General features: G+C 61.6%; 25 protein-coding genes. 2 read left to right on the forward strand and 23 right to left on the reverse strand.

Features of this window, described 5'->3' with window-relative positions; all coding sequences use genetic code 11:
- Positions 1-24: 24 nt before the first annotated feature.
- A complete protein-coding gene (gene eccE, locus FFI94_RS20970; protein ID WP_138869522.1) occupies positions 25-1,668 on the forward strand; it encodes a type VII secretion protein EccE in 1,644 nt (547 codons plus the stop codon).
- Between the two features lie 5 nt (positions 1,669-1,673).
- Here eccE and FFI94_RS20975 read toward each other — a convergent pair whose 3' ends face one another.
- Positions 1,674-2,231 carry an NADPH-dependent FMN reductase gene (locus FFI94_RS20975; RefSeq protein WP_138869523.1) on the reverse strand — a complete coding sequence of 186 codons (558 nt, stop codon included), beginning with the start codon at positions 2,229-2,231 and terminating at the stop codon, positions 1,674-1,676.
- A complete protein-coding gene (locus FFI94_RS20980; protein ID WP_138869524.1) occupies positions 2,228-2,821 on the reverse strand; it encodes a TetR/AcrR family transcriptional regulator in 594 nt (197 codons plus the stop codon). The genes FFI94_RS20975 and FFI94_RS20980 overlap by 4 nt, the downstream gene beginning before the upstream one ends.
- Positions 2,822-2,878: 57 nt before the next feature.
- Here FFI94_RS20980 and FFI94_RS20985 point away from each other — a divergent pair, with 57 nt between their 5' ends.
- Positions 2,879-4,021 carry an acyl-CoA dehydrogenase family protein gene (locus FFI94_RS20985; protein ID WP_138869525.1) on the forward strand — a complete coding sequence of 381 codons (1,143 nt, stop codon included), beginning with the start codon at positions 2,879-2,881 and terminating at the stop codon, positions 4,019-4,021.
- A gap of 56 nt (positions 4,022-4,077) precedes the next feature.
- On the opposite strand, the gene truA is transcribed toward FFI94_RS20985, so the two are convergent.
- The 21 genes from truA to rplN form a co-directional block, all read right to left on the reverse strand.
- A complete protein-coding gene (gene truA / locus FFI94_RS20990) occupies positions 4,078-4,962 on the reverse strand; it encodes a tRNA pseudouridine(38-40) synthase TruA (protein WP_138869526.1) in 885 nt (294 codons plus the stop codon).
- Between the two features lie 5 nt (positions 4,963-4,967).
- On the reverse strand, positions 4,968-5,516 hold the full coding sequence (rplQ, locus tag FFI94_RS20995) for a 50S ribosomal protein L17 (RefSeq protein ID WP_138869527.1): 549 nt from the start codon (positions 5,514-5,516) through the stop codon (positions 4,968-4,970).
- Between the two features lie 29 nt (positions 5,517-5,545).
- The gene (locus FFI94_RS21000; RefSeq protein ID WP_033231361.1) at positions 5,546-6,607 is read right to left on the reverse strand and encodes a DNA-directed RNA polymerase subunit alpha; all 1,062 of its coding nucleotides are present in this window, start codon (positions 6,605-6,607) and stop codon (positions 5,546-5,548) included.
- A 120-nt stretch (positions 6,608-6,727) separates the two neighbouring features.
- Positions 6,728-7,333: a 30S ribosomal protein S4 gene (gene rpsD / locus FFI94_RS21005; RefSeq protein ID WP_033231362.1), complete on the reverse strand. Its 606-nt coding sequence runs from the start codon at positions 7,331-7,333 to the stop codon at positions 6,728-6,730.
- Positions 7,334-7,357: 24 nt separating this feature from the next.
- Complete coding sequence (gene rpsK, locus FFI94_RS21010) at positions 7,358-7,771, reverse strand: 30S ribosomal protein S11 (RefSeq protein ID WP_003940683.1); 414 nt, start codon at positions 7,769-7,771, stop codon at positions 7,358-7,360.
- A complete protein-coding gene (gene rpsM, locus FFI94_RS21015) occupies positions 7,771-8,145 on the reverse strand; it encodes a 30S ribosomal protein S13 (RefSeq protein ID WP_033231363.1) in 375 nt (124 codons plus the stop codon). The genes rpsK and rpsM overlap by 1 nt, the downstream gene beginning before the upstream one ends.
- A gap of 249 nt (positions 8,146-8,394) precedes the next feature.
- Positions 8,395-8,508 carry a 50S ribosomal protein L36 gene (rpmJ, locus tag FFI94_RS21020; RefSeq protein WP_003938068.1) on the reverse strand — a complete coding sequence of 38 codons (114 nt, stop codon included), beginning with the start codon at positions 8,506-8,508 and terminating at the stop codon, positions 8,395-8,397.
- 91 nt (positions 8,509-8,599) lie between these two features.
- Positions 8,600-8,821, reverse strand: a complete 222-nt coding sequence (gene infA, locus FFI94_RS21025) for a translation initiation factor IF-1 (protein WP_003418601.1) — start codon at positions 8,819-8,821, stop codon at positions 8,600-8,602.
- A gap of 355 nt (positions 8,822-9,176) precedes the next feature.
- The gene (gene map / locus FFI94_RS21030) at positions 9,177-9,974 is read right to left on the reverse strand and encodes a type I methionyl aminopeptidase (RefSeq protein ID WP_138869528.1); all 798 of its coding nucleotides are present in this window, start codon (positions 9,972-9,974) and stop codon (positions 9,177-9,179) included.
- A complete protein-coding gene (locus tag FFI94_RS21035) occupies positions 9,974-10,519 on the reverse strand; it encodes an adenylate kinase (protein ID WP_138869529.1) in 546 nt (181 codons plus the stop codon). The genes map and FFI94_RS21035 overlap by 1 nt, the downstream gene beginning before the upstream one ends.
- Positions 10,516-11,835 (reverse strand): preprotein translocase subunit SecY, encoded by a 1,320-nt coding sequence (gene secY / locus FFI94_RS21040; RefSeq protein ID WP_138869530.1) that lies wholly within the window; start codon positions 11,833-11,835, stop codon positions 10,516-10,518. The genes FFI94_RS21035 and secY overlap by 4 nt, the downstream gene beginning before the upstream one ends.
- A 239-nt stretch (positions 11,836-12,074) precedes the next feature.
- The gene (gene rplO / locus FFI94_RS21045) at positions 12,075-12,518 is read right to left on the reverse strand and encodes a 50S ribosomal protein L15 (RefSeq protein ID WP_138869531.1); all 444 of its coding nucleotides are present in this window, start codon (positions 12,516-12,518) and stop codon (positions 12,075-12,077) included.
- A 2-nt stretch (positions 12,519-12,520) separates the two neighbouring features.
- Positions 12,521-12,700, reverse strand: coding sequence for a 50S ribosomal protein L30 (gene rpmD / locus FFI94_RS21050; RefSeq protein WP_003940751.1), 180 nt, complete (start codon positions 12,698-12,700; stop codon positions 12,521-12,523).
- Positions 12,700-13,371 carry a 30S ribosomal protein S5 gene (gene rpsE, locus FFI94_RS21055; RefSeq protein WP_033231368.1) on the reverse strand — a complete coding sequence of 224 codons (672 nt, stop codon included), beginning with the start codon at positions 13,369-13,371 and terminating at the stop codon, positions 12,700-12,702. Before rpsE ends, rpmD begins: the two co-directional genes overlap by 1 nt.
- Positions 13,372-13,402: 31 nt before the next feature.
- The gene (rplR, locus tag FFI94_RS21060; RefSeq protein ID WP_003940996.1) at positions 13,403-13,810 is read right to left on the reverse strand and encodes a 50S ribosomal protein L18; all 408 of its coding nucleotides are present in this window, start codon (positions 13,808-13,810) and stop codon (positions 13,403-13,405) included.
- 1 nt (position 13,811) lies between these two features.
- Complete coding sequence (gene rplF / locus FFI94_RS21065) at positions 13,812-14,351, reverse strand: 50S ribosomal protein L6 (RefSeq protein ID WP_033231370.1); 540 nt, start codon at positions 14,349-14,351, stop codon at positions 13,812-13,814.
- Positions 14,352-14,366: 15 nt separating this feature from the next.
- Positions 14,367-14,765, reverse strand: a complete 399-nt coding sequence (gene rpsH, locus FFI94_RS21070) for a 30S ribosomal protein S8 (RefSeq protein WP_003940873.1) — start codon at positions 14,763-14,765, stop codon at positions 14,367-14,369.
- A 303-nt stretch (positions 14,766-15,068) separates the two neighbouring features.
- Positions 15,069-15,254 carry a type Z 30S ribosomal protein S14 gene (locus tag FFI94_RS21075; RefSeq protein WP_033231372.1) on the reverse strand — a complete coding sequence of 62 codons (186 nt, stop codon included), beginning with the start codon at positions 15,252-15,254 and terminating at the stop codon, positions 15,069-15,071.
- Positions 15,255-15,258: 4 nt separating this feature from the next.
- Entirely contained in the window at positions 15,259-15,825 is a 567-nt protein-coding gene (rplE, locus tag FFI94_RS21080; protein ID WP_033231373.1) for a 50S ribosomal protein L5, read from the reverse strand.
- A 1-nt stretch (position 15,826) separates the two neighbouring features.
- A complete protein-coding gene (gene rplX / locus FFI94_RS21085; protein WP_033231374.1) occupies positions 15,827-16,144 on the reverse strand; it encodes a 50S ribosomal protein L24 in 318 nt (105 codons plus the stop codon).
- Positions 16,144-16,512, reverse strand: coding sequence for a 50S ribosomal protein L14 (gene rplN / locus FFI94_RS21090; RefSeq protein WP_003940951.1), 369 nt, complete (start codon positions 16,510-16,512; stop codon positions 16,144-16,146). The genes rplX and rplN overlap by 1 nt, the downstream gene beginning before the upstream one ends.
- Positions 16,513-16,570: the final 58 nt, after the last annotated feature.

Raw genomic sequence — 16,570 nt, forward strand, 5'->3', positions numbered from 1 at the left:
TACAGTTCCCCCGGGGGTGGAACCGTGGACAGATCACGTTTGAAGAACTGGCCGTCGTCGCACAGGATCTCGGCGCGCCAGCTCGTGGTTGCACAGGCCGTGGGTATCAGCGCAGCGTGCCTCGCCCTGTTTGCCGGACTCGAACTGCAGTGGGCAATCGTGATCGCATGCATCGTCGCTGTGATTCTGCTGTTGCAGATCGGTGGACGATCGATCGCGACGTGGATACAGACCGCCATTCGCTACCTACGAGGGCGCCAGACCTCCAGCGGTACCATCGTGAGCTTCCAGACGCCGAGCGAGCAATCCATCGGCCTACGCGTGGACGGTTCGACGCTGGTGAGCGTCGTCGAGATCATGGCGCCACACGACTATCTGACGCGAATCGGACGAACGTCATTCGACGCGTCGCATGCCCTTCCCACTGCCGCACTCGCAGATTGTCTTCACCAACACGACATTTCGCTCACCGGGATCGACATCGTCAGCCACGGATTTCGAGTGGCGTCCGGAACACCGGCAACCGAAGTGTACGACCGTCTCATCGGCCCACTACCCGCCACGGCCACCAGAATCGTTTGGCTTGCACTACGATTCGACCGAATCGAAGGTTCCGATGCCGTCGACCGGCGCGGTGGTGGCGACGACGGAGCATCTCGCAGCATCGCTGTCGCGACAAGTCGCGTGGTCCGGGTTCTCGAAGCCGCCGGTGCCCGGGCACGCATCTTGACAGCACCCGAGATCTCCTCGTCGATCGCACAGGTCAGTCGCGGTGTGGAAGTCGCAGACGTGGCCCAAACATGGTATTCCACACCACTTCCCGGTGTATCGAATCTCGGTTACGGAATCGAACCGAAGTCGATCACCAAAGACAGTCTTGCGCAGGTGTGGGCGGCCGCGACACTGGGTACCTCGGTCACGGTTCGACTCCGACCGCGCCCCGAAACCGGACTGACAACAGTGAGCGCAACGTGTCGATTCACAACTCGGCATCTCCCGAAGACTGCCCCGGTCGCCGGGCTGGTATCCATGCGTGGCCGCCAACACGATGCTCTGCTGACCAACGTGCCGACAGCACTCACCGCGCTCGACTCCATCTCGCCCGCTCGAACGATGGATGCTGCCGAACTGACCGCACTCGAGCTCCCACTAGCGGGATGCGGACAACTTCTCGGATCCGATGATCGAGGCCAAGGCGTTGCTGCCCTCGTTGCGGGAACCGGCGTGAATACCGTCTTCGTAGCCGGGGAACTCTATCTCGCTCAACAATTGATCTTCCGTGCCGTCGCCACCGGAACCCGCGTTCTGATCCATACGGATCGGCCCGAGACCTGGACACCCTTGATCGACTCGATGGGGGTGCCCGATCGCCTCCGAGTTTCCGGCCACGGACAAGGAGCCGAGGGAACCTTCAACGCCGTTGTCTTCGACGGTGTTCGGGCTCTTCCCCCGCGTGCCGGTGTCACCGCGGTCTACGTGTACGGCACCCCGGCGCAATGGCCCGAGATCGATCCCGATCTCACGATCGTCCAGCCGAATGCTCTCGGGGATCGGATTGTTGTTGCAACGAACAAGACGAGCGTCGAACTCACTTTGGTGACCATCGCCGCTGAAACATCTTTCATCGGACGGCCGCGGGCAGGGGCCGAGTTCCCGGTGCCGTCGTAGCCGGGTCACCCGGGATAGGGCTGCCGCCCGCGATGGTCGCGCAGTCCTCGTCCCCACCAGTCCAATTGGTCGATCATCCGGTCGGCGGCATCCGATGCGATCGGGTCGAGAACAGGATTTGGTGCACGAAATTGCTTGCGGGCCTGGTGGATACTCACGCTTTGGCGAACCGAGACCATGTGCAATTCGGCTACCACCTGACGCAGTTGTTCCGTCGCTCGCAAACCGCCCGACACTCCCCCGTACGACACGAAACCGATCGGCTTTGCCCGCCATTCGTGTTTCACCGAGTCGAGAGCCGTCTTCAGAGAAGCGGAATATCCATGGTTGTACTCGGGTGTGACCGCAACAACGGCGTCGGCGCGCTCGATGCGTCGACGCAATTGTTCGGTGGCTTCCGACGGCGAAAAATCCGTTGGAAGCACCAATTCGGCGAGGTCGATGACCGAGACAGACCAATCCGGTTGCTGCGCAGCACGCGCAACAAACCAATCGGCCACAGCCATACCGATTCGTCCCTCGCGCACGGAACCGACAATTACCTCGACAAACAGATCGGTCATGTCGTTGATGGTAACGGCGCACCTGTCGCAGCAATCCCGGTGGTGATGAGGGCGGCAAGTTCGCGGTACGCCTGCGCGTCGTCCAATCCGGTCGCCTTGTAGACGTCACGTTGCTGTATCCGCACCATCGTGGTCGAGGCGGCGTCAGCGACAAACGATGCGTGCACTTCGCGAAACGCGCCGGTCTCCACACCTCGAACAATCAGTTCGCGAACTCGACTCGCCGCGATCGAGGTGTTCTTCTCGTACACCTGACGCGCCGACGCGGACGCGGCGAGGTCCTCCATGAACTGGTGTGATGCGGCGGAAAGTTGATCGCCGACGGCTTCGAGGTATGCGCTCACCTGCTGCAATGGATCCGTGTGCGCCGCAACCGCGTCTTCGACGGCACTTGTCGCTGCACGAAAGAAATGAACCGTGACGGCGCGCACGAGATCATCTTTGCCGGCCGCAACCGTGTAGAGGGTGCTCTTGGAGCAATGCAGACGCGCAGCTATCTCGTCGAGAGTGAGATGAGCAAATCCTTCACCGAGGAAAAGCTCGACCAACTGATCGAATAGCTGCGCTCTGCGTGCCGTCACTCTTGCCATACTAGAAACAGTACTGCAGTATCGTTGTCAGTACTACTACAGAAACAGGAGTCGACAGTGCCGGTCGAACGTCTGATGCCCAGCCAAGAAGCTCGCGATCTCATCGAACTGACCCGAGACGTGGCAGACAAGGTCCTCGCCCCCAAGGTCAACGAATACGAGAAGGCCGAGAAGTACCCGGACGGAGTCTTCCCCGCACTCGGCCAAGCCGGGCTGCTGAGCCTGCCGTACCCCGAGGAATTCGGCGGCGGCGATCAGCCGTACGAGGTCTACTTGCAGGTTCTCGAAGAGATTGCCTCACGTTGGGCTGCGGTAGCCGTCGCAGTGAGCGTTCACAGCCTCTCCTGCTTCCCACTCTTCACCTTCGGCACCGACGAGCAGAAGAACAAGTGGCTGCCGGACATGTTGGGCGGCAATACCATCGGCGCCTACAGCCTCTCCGAAGCCCAGGCAGGATCCGACGCAGCAGCACTGTCCTGCAAGGCTGCACCCGTCGACGGCGGATACCGCATCAACGGCAGCAAAGCCTGGATCACGAACGGCGGCAAGGCAGACTTCTACAACCTCTTCGCCCGCACCAGCGACGACGGCTCACGCGGCATCTCCTGCCTCCTGGTGGACAAGGACACCGAAGGCCTGAGTTTCGGCAAACCCGAGGAAAAGATGGGACTGCGTGCGGTTCCCACCGCCTCCGCGAACTACGACGACGCCTTCATTCCTGACGAGCGCCTCATCGGCCAACGCGGTCAGGGACTTCCCATTGCGTTCAGCGCCCTCGACTCCGGCCGGTTGGGTATCGCAGCAGTTGCAGTCGGCATCGCCCAGGGCGCACTCGACGACGCGGTTGCCTACGCCAAGGAACGTAAGGCTTTCGGCAAGCGGATCATCGATCATCAGGGGCTCGGCTTCATTCTCGCCGACATGGCCGCAGCCGTCGACTCGGCACGTGCCACCTACCTCGATGCGGCCCGCCGCCGCGACGCCGGAGTGCCGTACTCCCGCAACGCCAGCGTCGCCAAACTGATTGCCACGGACGCCGCGATGAAGGTCACGACCGACGCCGTACAGGTATTCGGCGGCTACGGCTACACCCAGGACTTCCCGGTCGAACGGTACATGCGTGAAGCCAAGATTACCCAGATCTTCGAGGGCACCAACCAGATTCAGCGTCTGGTCATCGCCCGCCAATTGGCGGGATAGCGATCTACGACAATTGCCCTCCCACAATCGTGGGAGGGCAATTTCCGTATGAGCGCTCAGTCGCCGCAGCAACCGCCGACCGACGGCAATTCGCGGGTCTCACGGGTAATCGCGTTGCGGGCCGCCAACTCCGAGTAGTCCGGGTAATCGACTCGCACCAACGACAATCCATGAGCGGGCGCCACCAGGATGGAACTCGACCGCGAGGTTTCATCGAGCAACCCGGCCAGCCAATCCGACGTACGACGCCCCTCGCCGACGGACAATACGGCGCCGACAAGACTCCGGACCATCGACCAGCAGAACGCGTCGGCATTCACGTAGGCAGTGAACACCGTGCCCTCTTGTACCCAGTCGAACCGCTGAAGTTCGCGTACCGTCGTTGCACCTTCGCGGCGCTTACAGAATGCGGCAAAGTCGTGGAGCCCCAGAAGCCGCTGCGACGCTTCCTGCATCGCAGACAGATCAAGAGGCTTCGGGTACGAAACCATGTCACGCACACGAAGTGGTTCGACGCCGAACATCGCGTTGGACACCCGGTACTCGTAATAGCGTCGCATCGCGGAGAATCGCGCGTCGAAATCCGCCGGGACAACGGAAATATTCTTGACTCGAACATCTTTCGGCAAGAACCGAGCGAGTCGCCGAACCAACCGCGACGGATCGGCCGGCAGGAGATCAGCGGGCACGTCGACGTGCGCCACCTGGCCACTCGCGTGGACGCCGGCGTCCGTCCGACCGGCGACAGTCAACTGAACGGGTTGCCGTAGAACAGTTCCCAGTTTGTCTTCGATCTCACCGCACACCGTGCGTAGATCGGACTGCCGGGCCCACCCGGAGAAATCGGTGCCGTCGTAGGAAATGTCGAGCCGCAATCGAACGAGCCCGCCGTCCCCGAGGGGGGCGGCGGGCTCGTTCGATTCAGCGTGTGCTGAAACCAAGGGAACTAGTCCTTCTTGGCCTCGGGGGCGTCGGCCGCAGTTGCGGTCTCGTCCTCGATAGCTTCGACAACTGCATCGGCGTTCTCGACCTCAGCTTCGGTTGCCTCGGCCTCAACGGCCTCGACGACGTTCTCTGCGGCGGGAGCATCCTGCGAAGCCTTGACGCGACGTGCGCGGTCAGCCTCGGAGGTGACGGTCTTTTCCTTGACGAGCTCGATGATTGCCATCGGAGCGTTGTCGCCCTTGCGGGGGATCGTCTTGATGATGCGGGTGTATCCACCGTTACGGTCCGCGTAGAACGGGCCGATCTCGGCGAACAGGGTGTGAACGACATCCTTGTTGCGGATGACCTTCAGCACCTCACGACGGTGAGCCAGCGTGCCGGCCTTGGCGTGCGTGACGAGCTTCTCGGCGTAGGGGCGCAGTGCCTTGGCCTTGGACTCGGTGGTGGTGATGCGACCGTGCTCGAAGAGCGCGGTAGCCAGATTGGCGAAAATCGCCTTCTGGTGGGAAGCCGACCCGCCGAAGCGGGCACCCTTCTTGGGCTTGGGCATGATGATCTCCTAGTAAAGGACCTGAGCTGCTACAGCTGTTCGGTCTCGGCGTAGTCCTCGGTACCGTCGGCATCGCCGAAGGAACCGGCATCGGTGTCACTCCACGTTCCGGTGGCGGCGTCGTAGCCTGCAACGGTCGTGGGATCGAAGGATGCGGGGCTGTCCTTGAGGGACAGGCCGAGCGAATGCAGCTTGACCTTGACCTCGTCGATGGACTTCTGTCCGAAGTTGCGGATGTCGAGCAGATCGGACTCGGTACGGCCGACAAGCTCACCGACGGTGTGAACACCTTCGCGCTTGAGGCAGTTGTAGGAACGGACCGTGAGGTCCAGATCCTCGATGGGGAGTCCGAAGGATGCGATGTGATCGGCCTCGGCGGGCGAGGGTCCGATCTCGATGCCTTCTGCTTCGACGTTCAGCTCACGGGCCAGGCCGAAGAGCTCAACCAGGGTCTTGCCCGCAGAAGCGAGCGCGTCCCGTGCGGTGATGGAGTTCTTCGTTTCCACGTCGAGAACGAGCCGATCGAAGTCGGTGCGCTGTTCGACGCGAGTGGCCTCCACCTTGTAGGTGACCTTGAGCACCGGCGAGTAGATCGAGTCGACCGGAATGCGGCCGATCTCTGCGCCGGACGCCTTGTTCTGGACGGCGGGGACATAGCCACGACCGCGCTCGACTACGAGCTCGATCTCCAGCTTGCCCTTGTCGTTCAGGGTGGCGATGTGCAGATCAGGGTTGTTCACGATGACGCCGGCCGGGGGCACGATGTCGCCTGCAGTAACAGCGCCGGGGCCCTGCTTGCGGACGTACATGGTGACCGGCTCGTCCTCTTCGGAGCTCACGACGAGGCCCTTGAGGTTCAGGATGATGTCGGTGACGTCTTCCTTGACTCCGGGGACCGTGGTGAACTCGTGGAGAACGCCGTCGATGCGGATGCTGGTGACAGCAGCGCCGGGGATCGACGAGAGCAGCGTGCGGCGCAGCGAATTGCCGAGCGTGTACCCGAAACCTGGCTCCAGGGGCTCGATGACGAACTTCGAGCGGTTATCAGCGATGACCTCTTCGGTCAGCGTGGGTCGCTGAGAAATGAGCATTGGTATTTCCTCCTGTACGGACGTCCACTATTTGACGCCCACGATGGGAAAGGGCTTGCGGCCCCGTGCGCCTTTCCAGTAGTCGGAACTACCGAAAAGGCGCACAGGGCGCGGAGCACCTTACTTCGAGTAGTACTCGACGATGAGCTGTTCCTGCAGAGCAATGTCGATCTGCGCACGCTCGGGAAGCTGGTGAACCAGGATCCGCAGACGCGAGCCGACAACCTGCAGCCACGCGGGAACCGGGCGATCGCCGACGGTCTCACGGGCAACCTGGAACGGAAGCGTTGCGAGCGACTTCTCCTTGACATCGATGATGTCGTACTGCGAGACGCGGTAGCTCGGGATGTCGACCTTCTTGTTGTTCACGAGAAGGTGACCGTGCGTGACCAGCTGACGTGCCTGACGGCGCGTACGAGCGAGGCCTGCGCGGTACACGACGTTGTCGAGACGCGACTCCAGGATGGTGAGCAGGTTCTCGCCGGTCTTACCGGGGCGGTTGTTCGCCTCCTTGTAGTACAGACGGAACTGCTTCTCCATGACGCCGTAGGTGAAGCGAGCCTTCTGCTTCTCCTGCAGCTGGAGCAGGTACTCGCTCTCCTTGATACGCGCGCGGCCGTGCTGTCCGGGCGGGTACGGGCGACGCTCGAATGCCTGGTCGCCTCCAACGAGGTCGACGCGCAGACGACGCGACTTGCGGGTGATGGGTCCGGTATAACGTGCCATGATTTTCTACCTATTCCTTCCCGCTTATACCCGACGCCGCTTGGGCGGACGGCAGCCGTTGTGCGGCTGGGGAGTTACATCGGAAATGGTGCCGACCTCGAGGCCTGCGGCCTGGAGCGAACGAATCGCGGTCTCGCGACCCGAACCCGGTCCCTTGACGAAGACGTCAACCTTCTTGACACCGTGCTCCTGCGCCTTGCGGGCAGCGCTCTCAGCAGCAAGCTGAGCGGCGAAGGGAGTCGACTTACGCGAACCCTTGAAGCCGACGTGTCCCGAAGACGCCCAGGAAATGACATTTCCGGCGGGGTCCGTGATGGACACGATGGTGTTGTTGAAGGTGCTCTTGATGTGAGCGGCGCCGTGCGGGATGTTCTTCTTATCCCTGCGACGCGTCTTCTGGGTCTTCTTCGGACCGGTGCTACGTGACTTCGGGGGCATTACTTCGCCTTCTTCTTGCCGGCAATGGTGCGCTTCGGACCCTTACGGGTACGGGCGTTGGTCTTGGTGCGCTGACCACGCACGGGCAGACCACGACGGTGGCGCAGGCCCTGGTAGCAGCCGATCTCGATCTTGCGACGGATGTCGGCCTGAACCTCGCGGCGAAGGTCACCCTCAACCTTGAGCGACTCCTCGATGTACTCGCGGAGCTTTGCCAGGTCCTCGTCCGAGAGGTCCTTGCTCCGGAGATCCGGGTTGACGCCGGTGGCGTCAAGGATTTCCTTGGAGCGGGTACGGCCGATGCCGTAGATGTATGTCAGTGCGATCTCCATACGCTTTTCGCGAGGAAGATCAACACCAGAGAGACGTGCCATGTTGGCATTTCCTATCGGTGTGCGGAGGTCTGCTCCCAGCCCATCCCCTGTGCCTCTTGCCGAGTAACCACGTCCGAGAACGTGGCTGGTCTCATCAACTAACTCAGTGGGGCCCCGGCCTCCGTGCCGGGGGTGAACCATTGTCCGACCTTGTCGATCGGTAAACGATCGCGTGGGGTCTCGTCAACAATGGCTGGTACTGGAAGGTCTTCTTTGCTTGTTGCCAAGCAGATCTTCGAAAAGCTAGATCTAGCCCTGACGCTGCTTGTGACGCAGGTTCTCGCAGATCACCATGACCCGGCCGTTACGGCGGATTACTTTGCACTTTTCGCAGATCTTCTTGACGCTCGGCTGAACCTTCACGTCTTCTGATCTCCTGTTTTGTCGCAGTCCACCAAGGTGAAACCCTGGCAGACGTACTTCTCCCTGACCCAGGTCAGATCCGGGAAGTTCGTTACTTGTAGCGGTAAACGATGCGTCCGCGCGACAAATCGTAGGGCGAGAGCTCTACGACAACGCGATCTTCCGGGAGGATGCGAATGTAGTGCTGACGCATCTTTCCGCTGATGTGGGCGAGGACCTTGTGGCCATTCTCGAGCTCAATGCGGAACATCGCATTGGGCAGCGGCTCGACTACTCGTCCTTCGACCTCGATGGCCCCGTCTTTCTTAGCCATATCCTCCGCGATCCGTTTGGTTTGGCATGCTTCGTGCATCGGCTTCCGTTACATTGGCACGCAATGGTTTCTTCATCGACATGATTTTTACATCGACTCGGTGCGTTGTTCCCCGTAGCGGCAGTCCTTCACACACAAGCTGTCGACACGCATGGCGCACCGCCTAGCTATGCTACGCGAAGAGAACGACCAGGCCAAATGCACCTCCCCCCGGACACCGCATCTCGGCGGCAATCCATGCATCGACGGCCACCCAAACGGCGAACGAAAAAGTCCCGACCCAGGTGGGATCGGGACTTCTCGAACAGCGAATCACTCTCGCCGTCAACACTTGTCGAGCACTGGAGCAGAAGAACTACTCCGGCCGCAACGTCAGAATTCGTGGGCCGTCCGCCGTGACGGCAACCGTGTGCTCCCAATGAGCAGCACGCGAACCGTCTGTGGTCACCACAGTCCAGTCGTCTTCGAGAATCACGGTATCCGTGGTCCCCAGGGTCAACATCGGTTCGATCGCCAAGCACGACCCGATCACCAACTCGGGCCCCTTGCCCGGGGCACCTTCGTTGGCCAAGAACGGATCCATGTGCATCTCACGACCGATACCGTGACCGCCGTAGCCGTCGACGATTCCGTATGAACGGCCGTGTAGCTTCTCGGCAGCGTGGGTGCCGACCTCGATGGCATGCGACACGTCCGTCAGACGGTTGCCAGCGATCATCGCCGCAATGCCGGCTTCCATCGACAACCGAGTCGCTTCACTCAGGTCTCGATCGGCTGCACTGATCTCGCCGACGCCGAACGTCCACGCGGAGTCTCCGTGCCAACCGTCGAGGATCGCGCCGCAGTCGATGGACACCAGGTCCCCCTCGGCGAGGATGTCCTGCGCCGACGGGATCCCGTGAACAACCCGGTCGTTGACCGAAGAACAGATCGAACCGGTGAAACCGTTGTAACCGAGGAATGACGGCACCGCTCCGGCATCGCGGATGACAGACTCGGCAACCGCATCCAACTCCAGGGTGCTGACACCGGGCTTTGCCGCAGCGCGTACCGCCACCAACGCCGATCCCACGATTGCGCCGGCCGCAGCCATTGCGTCGAGTTCACCCGCGGAGCGGAACGGAACAACCTTGCGTTTACGCCCGAAAACCATTACTTACCCAGCGCTGCCAGGGCGCGAGCGTTGACTTCTTCGACCTCGCCGATCGCGTCGACGGAGACGATGCTGTCCTTGTAGTAGTCGAACAGCGGCGACGTCTCGTCGCGGTAGACCCGGAGGCGGTTGCGGATAACGTCCTCGGTGTCGTCTGCACGGCCGCGGGCAAGCATCCGCTCCACCACGATGTCTTCGTCGACGACGAAGGAGAGGACGCCGTCGAGCTTCGTATCGAGATCCTTCAGGATGCCTTCGAGGGCCTCTGCCTGATCCACCGAACGCGGGAATCCGTCGAGCAGGAATCCGTTGGCGGCATCCGGCTCGGCGATGCGTGCCTTCACCATGTCGTTGGTGATCGAGCTGGGAACAAGCTCACCGGCGTCGATGAACTTCTTCGCTTCCACACCGAGCGGGGTGGACTGGCCGATATTGGCTCGGAAGAGGTCACCCGTCGAGATATGGGGAACGCCGAACTTCTCGGACAGGATCGCGGCCTGGGTGCCCTTGCCGGCACCGGGAGGACCAAGGAGGACAAGTCTCACTTGAGGAACCCTTCATAGTTGCGCTGCATTAGCTGACTCTCGATCTGCTTCACGGTGTCCAGGCCGACGCTGACCATGATCAGCACCGCGGTGCCACCGAACGGCAGGTTCTGCGCGCCGCCGCCATTCCCGATGTCGAGGAACAGATTGGGCAGAACAGCAATGGTGCCAAGGTAGATCGCACCCGGAAGGGTGATGCGACTCAGCACGTAGTTGAGATAGTCCGCGGTCGGCTGACCGGGACGGATACCTGGAATGAATCCACCGAACTTCTTCATCTCGTCGGCGCGCTCTTCTGGATTGAAGGTGATCGCGACGTAGAAGTACGTGAAGAACACGATAAGACCGAAGTAGATCAGGATGTACACCGGGTTGGCGGGATTGACCAAGTAGGTGTTGATGATGCGCTGCCACCAACTGGGTTCGACCGCAGTGCTGGCCGACGTGAGCTGCGCAATCAGGTTGGGGAGGTACAGCAGCGACGACGCGAAGATCACCGGGATGACACCGGCCTGGTTCACCTTGAGCGGCAGGTACGTCGACGAACCGCCGTACATCTTGCGTCCCACCATGCGCTTGGCGTACTGCACGGGGATTCGACGCTGGCCCTGCTCGACGAAAACGACGCCGGCAATGATCAGGAGTGCCGCGACGCAGACCAGAGCGAAGACCAGTGGACCGCGGCTGTCGAGAATCGACTTGCCTTCGCTCGGGATACGCGAGGCGATACCGGCGAAGATGAGGAGCGACATACCGTTACCGACACCGCGCTCGGTGATGAGCTCACCGAACCACATGACGAGTGCAGCGCCGGCAGTCATGACCAGCACCAGGATGATCAAGCCGAAGATCGACTTGTCGGCGATGATGTCGTCACAGCCCTGCAGTAGCTGTCCCCTAGCTGCGAGCGCAACGATGCCCGTCGACTGAAGCACAGCCAGAGCGATGGAGAGATAGCGCGTGTACTGCGTCATCTTGGCCTGGCCGGACTGGCCTTCCTTGCGAAGTTCCTCGAACTTCGGGATGACGACGGTCAGCAACTGAACGATGATGCTGGCGGTGATGTACGGCATGATGCCGATCGCGAACACCGACAGCTGTAGGAGCGCTCCGCCGGAGAACAGGTTGATCAGCGAGTAGATACCGGCGGAGTCGCCGGAGTTGGCGATATCGATGCACTCACGCACCCGGGCGTAGTCCATACCAGGTGACGGAAGCACTGCGCCGACCCGGTAAAGGGCTACCAGGCCGAGGGTGAAAAGGATCTTCCGCCTCAGGTCGGGTGTCCTGAGGGCCGAAACGAAGGCGGAAAGCAAAGATCCTCCTGGCACGACGGTTGGGGGCAGATCTTTTGACCTGCCGAACTTCAGAACTCTAACAGTCAACTTATGGGAGCTATACGAGCCGACCACGAAATTCGGGTAAGCCGAAGATACAACCAGTGTGCCTTACCCCGTCGACGGGGCCACACTTTCGGGACGAACCGCACAGACGCCGATGGCCGCAGCACAGCAAATGCTGCGCTGCGGCCATCGGACTAGCTACGCGTGATTACTCACAGCTCGGTGGCGGAACCACCGGCAGCAGCAATCTTTTCCTTGGCGGAGCCGGTGAACTTGTCGACGGTCACCTGAACGGCAACAGTCAGTTCGCCGTCGCCCAGAACCTTGACGAGCTGGTTCTTGCGGACTGCGCCCTTGGCAACGAGATCCTCGACCGTGATTGCTCCACCTTCGGGGAACAGACGGGCGATGTCGCCGACATTGACGACCTGGTACTCGGTGCGGAAGGGGTTCTTGAAGCCCTTGAGCTTGGGCAGACGCATGTGAAGCGGCATCTGTCCACCCTCGAAGCCCACGCGCACGGTGTTACGTGCCTTGGTGCCCTTGGTACCGCGACCTGCGGTCTTACCACGCTTGCCGCCCTCGCCGCGTCCAACACGAATCTTGTTGGACTTGGATCCGGGAGCGGGGCGCAGGTGGTGCAGTTTGATGGTCATGGTTAGACCTCCTCAACTGTTACGAGGTGGCGCACCACGTTGATCAGACCGCGGTTCTGTGCGTTGTCCTCACGAACAACGGTCTGACGGATGCCCTTGAGACCGAGCGTGCGCAGAGAATCCTTCTGGTTCTGCTTGGTCCCGATGATGCTCTTGATCTGAGTGACCTTGAGATCTGCCATTACTTCACACTCCCAGCAGCCTGTGCGCGAGCGCGCAGCATGCCGGCGGGTGCAACCTCTTCGAGGGTGAGGCCGCGGCGAGCCGCAACTTCCTCGGGACGCTGCAGACCCTTGAGCGCAGCAACGGTCGCGTGCACGACGTTGATGGCGTTGTCGCTACCGAGCGACTTCGACAGGATGTCCGCGATACCAGCGCACTCCAGCACGGCACGCACCGCGCCACCGGCGATAACACCGGTACCGGGGCTTGCCGGGCGAAGCATGACGATGCCGGCAGCAGCCTCACCCTGAACGGGGTGAGTGATGGTGTTGCCGATCATCGGGACGCGGAAGAAGCTCTTGCGAGCCTCCTCGACACCCTTCTGGATGGCCGCGGGAACTTCCTTGGCCTTTCCGTAGCCGACGCCGACCAGTCCGTTGCCGTCTCCGACGATCACGAGGGCGGTGAAGCTGAAGCGACGACCACCCTTGACGACCTTGGAGACGCGGTTGATCGTGACAACGCGCTCGATGAACTGTGACTTCTCCGCAGCGTTTCCGCCACGGCCACCGTCGCGACGGTCACGGCCGCCACCACGGTTGTCCCCACGAGCGTTGCTGTTGTCGCCGCTGTTGGGGCCATTCTGTCCGGCGGGTCCGCTTCCGCCGTCACGCCTTTGACGTCCCGGCATCAGGCTGTCCTTCCGTTGAAAATGTTGGTCATCAGAACTTCAACCCGCCTTCGCGAGCTGCGTCTGCCAAGGCCGCGATACGACCGTGGTAGCCGTGTCCGCCGTGGTCGAAGACCACTGCTTCCACGCCGGCAGCCTTCGCGCGCTCGGCGATCAGCTGACCGACCTTCGCGCTCGCAGCCTTCTTGTCGCCTTCGGCCACGCGCACGTCGGCTTCGATGGTCGACGCGGAAGCCAGAGTGTGGCCTGCCAGGTCGTCCACGAGCTGGACGTGGATGTGGCGTGAGGACCGGTTGACGACCAAGCGGGGACGCTCGGGCGTGCCGGAGACCTTCTTGCGGAGACGGAAGTGACGACGTGTCTTCGAGAGACGACGCTTCGTGGACGCATCCTTGCCCAGCGGAATCCGCTTGGCTTTCTGGTTTGCAGTCTGGCTCATATCACTTACCCGTCTTTCCGACCTTGCGGCGGATCTGCTCACCCTCGTAACGCACGCCCTTACCCTTGTACGGGTCCGGACGACGGAGACGACGGATGTTGGCCGAGATCTGCCCGACCTTCTGCTTGTCGATGCCGGACACCGAGAACCGGGTGGGCGACTCGACGACGAAGGTGATGCCTTCGGGAGCCTCGATCGGCACCGGGTGGCTGAAGCCGAGCGCGAACTCGAGGTCCTTGCCCTTCAGTGCCACACGGTAACCGACACCGTGGATTTCCATCTTCTTGGTGTAACCCTCGGTAACACCGGTGATGATGTTCGCAACCAAGGTCCGCGACAGACCGTGCAGCGCACGGCTGCGACGCTCGTCATCGGGGCGAGTGACGCTCAGGGAGCCGTCCTCAGCCTTGGCGATCTCGATGGGCTCGGCGATCGTCAGTGCCAGGGTGCCCTTGGGCCCCTTGACCGTGACGTCCTGGCCGGCGATCGTAACGTCGACGCCCGCTGGGACGTTGACCGGAATCTTTCCAATACGCGACATTGTGGTGGCCTCCCTCTACCAGACGTAGGCGAGGACTTCCCCGCCTACTCCTTGATTGGCCGCCTGGCGATCGGTGAGCAGACCGGACGACGTGGAGATGATCGCCACGCCGAGGCCTCCGAGGACCTTGGGCAGGTTGGTGGACTTCGCGTAAACCCGGAGACCGGGCTTGGAAACGCGACGCACGCCGGCGAGGCTACGCTCGCGGCTGGGGCCGTACTTCAGATCGACGATGAGGGTCTTGCCAACCTCTGCGTCTTCGGTACGGAAGTCGGAGATGTAGCCCTCGCGCTTGAGGATCTCGGCAATGTTCGCCTTGATCTTCGAGTGGGGAAGCTTCACCTCATCGTGGTACGCCGTGTTGGCGTTGCGCAGACGCGTCAAGAAGTCTGCGATGGGGTCAGTCATGGTCATAGGTCGACCTCGACACCTTTCTCGCTGTGGTTCCCATGCAACACCGGACAAAGTCCGGTCGTGGGCCTCCAGCAATTCGGCTGGGCCGTCCGACTTATGTCAGACGGCGTAAGTTACCGCACCGAGCTGAACGCATGCGTCAGCCACGGCAACCGGTCTAGTGTAGGGAACATTGCTCGCCCTGTCCAACCAGGGTGTCCCCGATGTCTGGGAAATACCCGACAAATGCCGAATGGGCGTGGGTTCCCGAAGGAACCCACGCCCATTCACAAGCGTGTGGTGACAAGACCCGAAGGTCTCAGATCACCAGGAGCTCTTGCGAACTCCGGGAAGCTCGCCGGCGTGTGCCATCTCGCGCAAGCAGATTCGGCACAGGCCGAACTTGCGGAACACAGCGTGCGGGCGACCGCAGCGCTGGCAGCGGGTGTAGGCGCGAACCGCGAACTTGGGCTTCTTGTTGGCCTTGTTGACCAATGCCTTCTTAGCCATGCGCTCAGTTCTCCTTGAACGGGAAGCCGAGGTGCTTGAGCAGTGCACGGCCTTCTTCGTTGTTGGTTGCGGTGGTCACGACGGTGATGTCCATACCGCGGGGGCGATCGATCTTGTCCACGTCGATCTCATGGAACATCGACTGCTCGTTGAGGCCGAACGTGTAGTTGCCGTTGCCGTCGAACTGGTTGCCCGAGAGGCCGCGGAAGTCGCGGATACGGGGCAGTGCGACAGACACGAGGCGGTCCAGGAACTCCCACATACGGTCGCCACGGAGGGTGACGCGTGCGCCGATGGGCATGCCTTCGCGAAGCTTGAACTGCGCGATGGACTTACGTGCCTTACGGATCTCGGGCTTCTGGCCCGTGATGAGAGACAAGTCGTGGACAGCGCCGTTGATCAGCTTGGCGTCACGGGCAGCGTCGCCGACGCCCATGTTGACGACAACCTTGACAACACCGGGGATCTGCATGACGTTGGCGTAGTCGAACTCGCTGTTGAGCGCGTCCTTGATCTCAGCGCGGTAGCGTGCCTTGAGGCGCGGCTGGACCTTGTTTTCGGTGGAGGTCATGTCAGATGTCCTTCCCGTTCTTCCGGGAAACCCGTACGCGCTTGCCGGTTTCTTCATCGGTGCGGTAGCCCACGCGAGTGGGGTTTCCGTCCGAGTCGACGACTGCAACGTTGGATACGTGGATCGGAGCTTCCTGCGTGACGATGCCGCCGGAGGATGCTCCGCGCTCGTTCGCGGAAACCGCGGTGTGCTTCTTGATTCGGTTCACGCCTTCGACGAGGACCTTGTCGGTCGCGGGGAAAGCCTGAATGACCTTGCCCTTCGCGCCCTTGTCCTTGCCGGCGATGACCAGAACGGTGTCACCCTTGTGCACCTTCATCACAGCACCTCCGGGGCGAGCGAAACGATCTTCATGAACTTCTTCTCGCGCAGCTCACGGCCGACGGGTCCGAAGATGCGGGTTCCACGGGGATCGCTGTCAGCCTTGATGAGCACTGCTGCGTTCTCGTCGAACTTGATGTAAGAACCGTCCGGACGACGGCGCTCCTTGGTCGTGCGAACGATGACGGCCTTGACGACCTCACCCTTCTTGATGTTTCCACCGGGGATTGCGTCCTTGACGGTGGCGACGATGACGTCACCGATCCCGGCGTAGCGACGTGACGAACCGCCGAGAACGCGAATGCAAAGGATTTCCTTGGCACCCGTGTTATCAGCGACGCGAACTCGCGACTCCTGCTGAATCACTTGATCTCCCTAGACCTGGAATTTCGTGCGCAACGGATTACCGACCCGGTGCGCGCGG

It is taken from the genome of Rhodococcus sp. KBS0724, from assembly GCF_005938745.2.
GTDB lineage: Bacteria > Actinomycetota > Actinomycetes > Mycobacteriales > Mycobacteriaceae > Rhodococcus_F.

Coding starts and splice junctions, on each gene's coding strand:
- map (WP_138869528.1), bottom strand. CDS start 9,974: ATGGTTTTCGGGCGTAAACGCAAGGTTGTTCCGTTCCGCTCCGCGGGT.
- rpsD (WP_033231362.1), bottom strand. CDS start 7,333: ATGGCACGTTATACCGGACCCATCACCCGCAAGTCGCGTCGTCTGCGC.
- FFI94_RS20975 (WP_138869523.1), bottom strand. CDS start 2,231: ATGACCGATCTGTTTGTCGAGGTAATTGTCGGTTCCGTGCGCGAGGGA.
- rplF (WP_033231370.1), bottom strand. CDS start 14,351: ATGTCGCGTATTGGAAAGATTCCGGTCAACGTCCCAGCGGGCGTCGAC.
- FFI94_RS20980 (WP_138869524.1), bottom strand. CDS start 2,821: ATGGCAAGAGTGACGGCACGCAGAGCGCAGCTATTCGATCAGTTGGTC.
- rpmD (WP_003940751.1), bottom strand. CDS start 12,700: ATGGCAGATCTCAAGGTCACTCAGATCAAGAGCATCATCGGGACCAAG.
- rpsH (WP_003940873.1), bottom strand. CDS start 14,765: ATGACCATGACTGACCCCATCGCAGACTTCTTGACGCGTCTGCGCAAC.
- FFI94_RS21075 (WP_033231372.1), bottom strand. CDS start 15,254: ATGGCTAAGAAGGCATTGGTCAACAAGGCCAACAAGAAGCCCAAGTTC.
- rpsM (WP_033231363.1), bottom strand. CDS start 8,145: ATGGCACGTCTCTCTGGTGTTGATCTTCCTCGCGAAAAGCGTATGGAG.
- rplQ (WP_138869527.1), bottom strand. CDS start 5,516: ATGCCCAAGCCCAAGAAGGGTGCCCGCTTCGGCGGGTCGGCTTCCCAC.
- FFI94_RS21000 (WP_033231361.1), bottom strand. CDS start 6,607: ATGCTCATTTCTCAGCGACCCACGCTGACCGAAGAGGTCATCGCTGAT.
- rplX (WP_033231374.1), bottom strand. CDS start 16,144: ATGAAGGTGCACAAGGGTGACACCGTTCTGGTCATCGCCGGCAAGGAC.
- rpsK (WP_003940683.1), bottom strand. CDS start 7,771: ATGCCCCCGAAGTCACGTAGCACCGGTCCGAAGAAGACCCAGAAGACG.
- rplO (WP_138869531.1), bottom strand. CDS start 12,518: ATGACCATCAAACTGCACCACCTGCGCCCCGCTCCCGGATCCAAGTCC.
- rplR (WP_003940996.1), bottom strand. CDS start 13,810: ATGAGCCAGACTGCAAACCAGAAAGCCAAGCGGATTCCGCTGGGCAAG.
- rpsE (WP_033231368.1), bottom strand. CDS start 13,371: ATGCCGGGACGTCAAAGGCGTGACGGCGGAAGCGGACCCGCCGGACAG.
- infA (WP_003418601.1), bottom strand. CDS start 8,821: ATGGCTAAGAAAGACGGGGCCATCGAGGTCGAAGGACGAGTAGTCGAG.
- rplE (WP_033231373.1), bottom strand. CDS start 15,825: ATGACCTCCACCGAAAACAAGGTCCAGCCGCGCCTCAAGGCACGCTAC.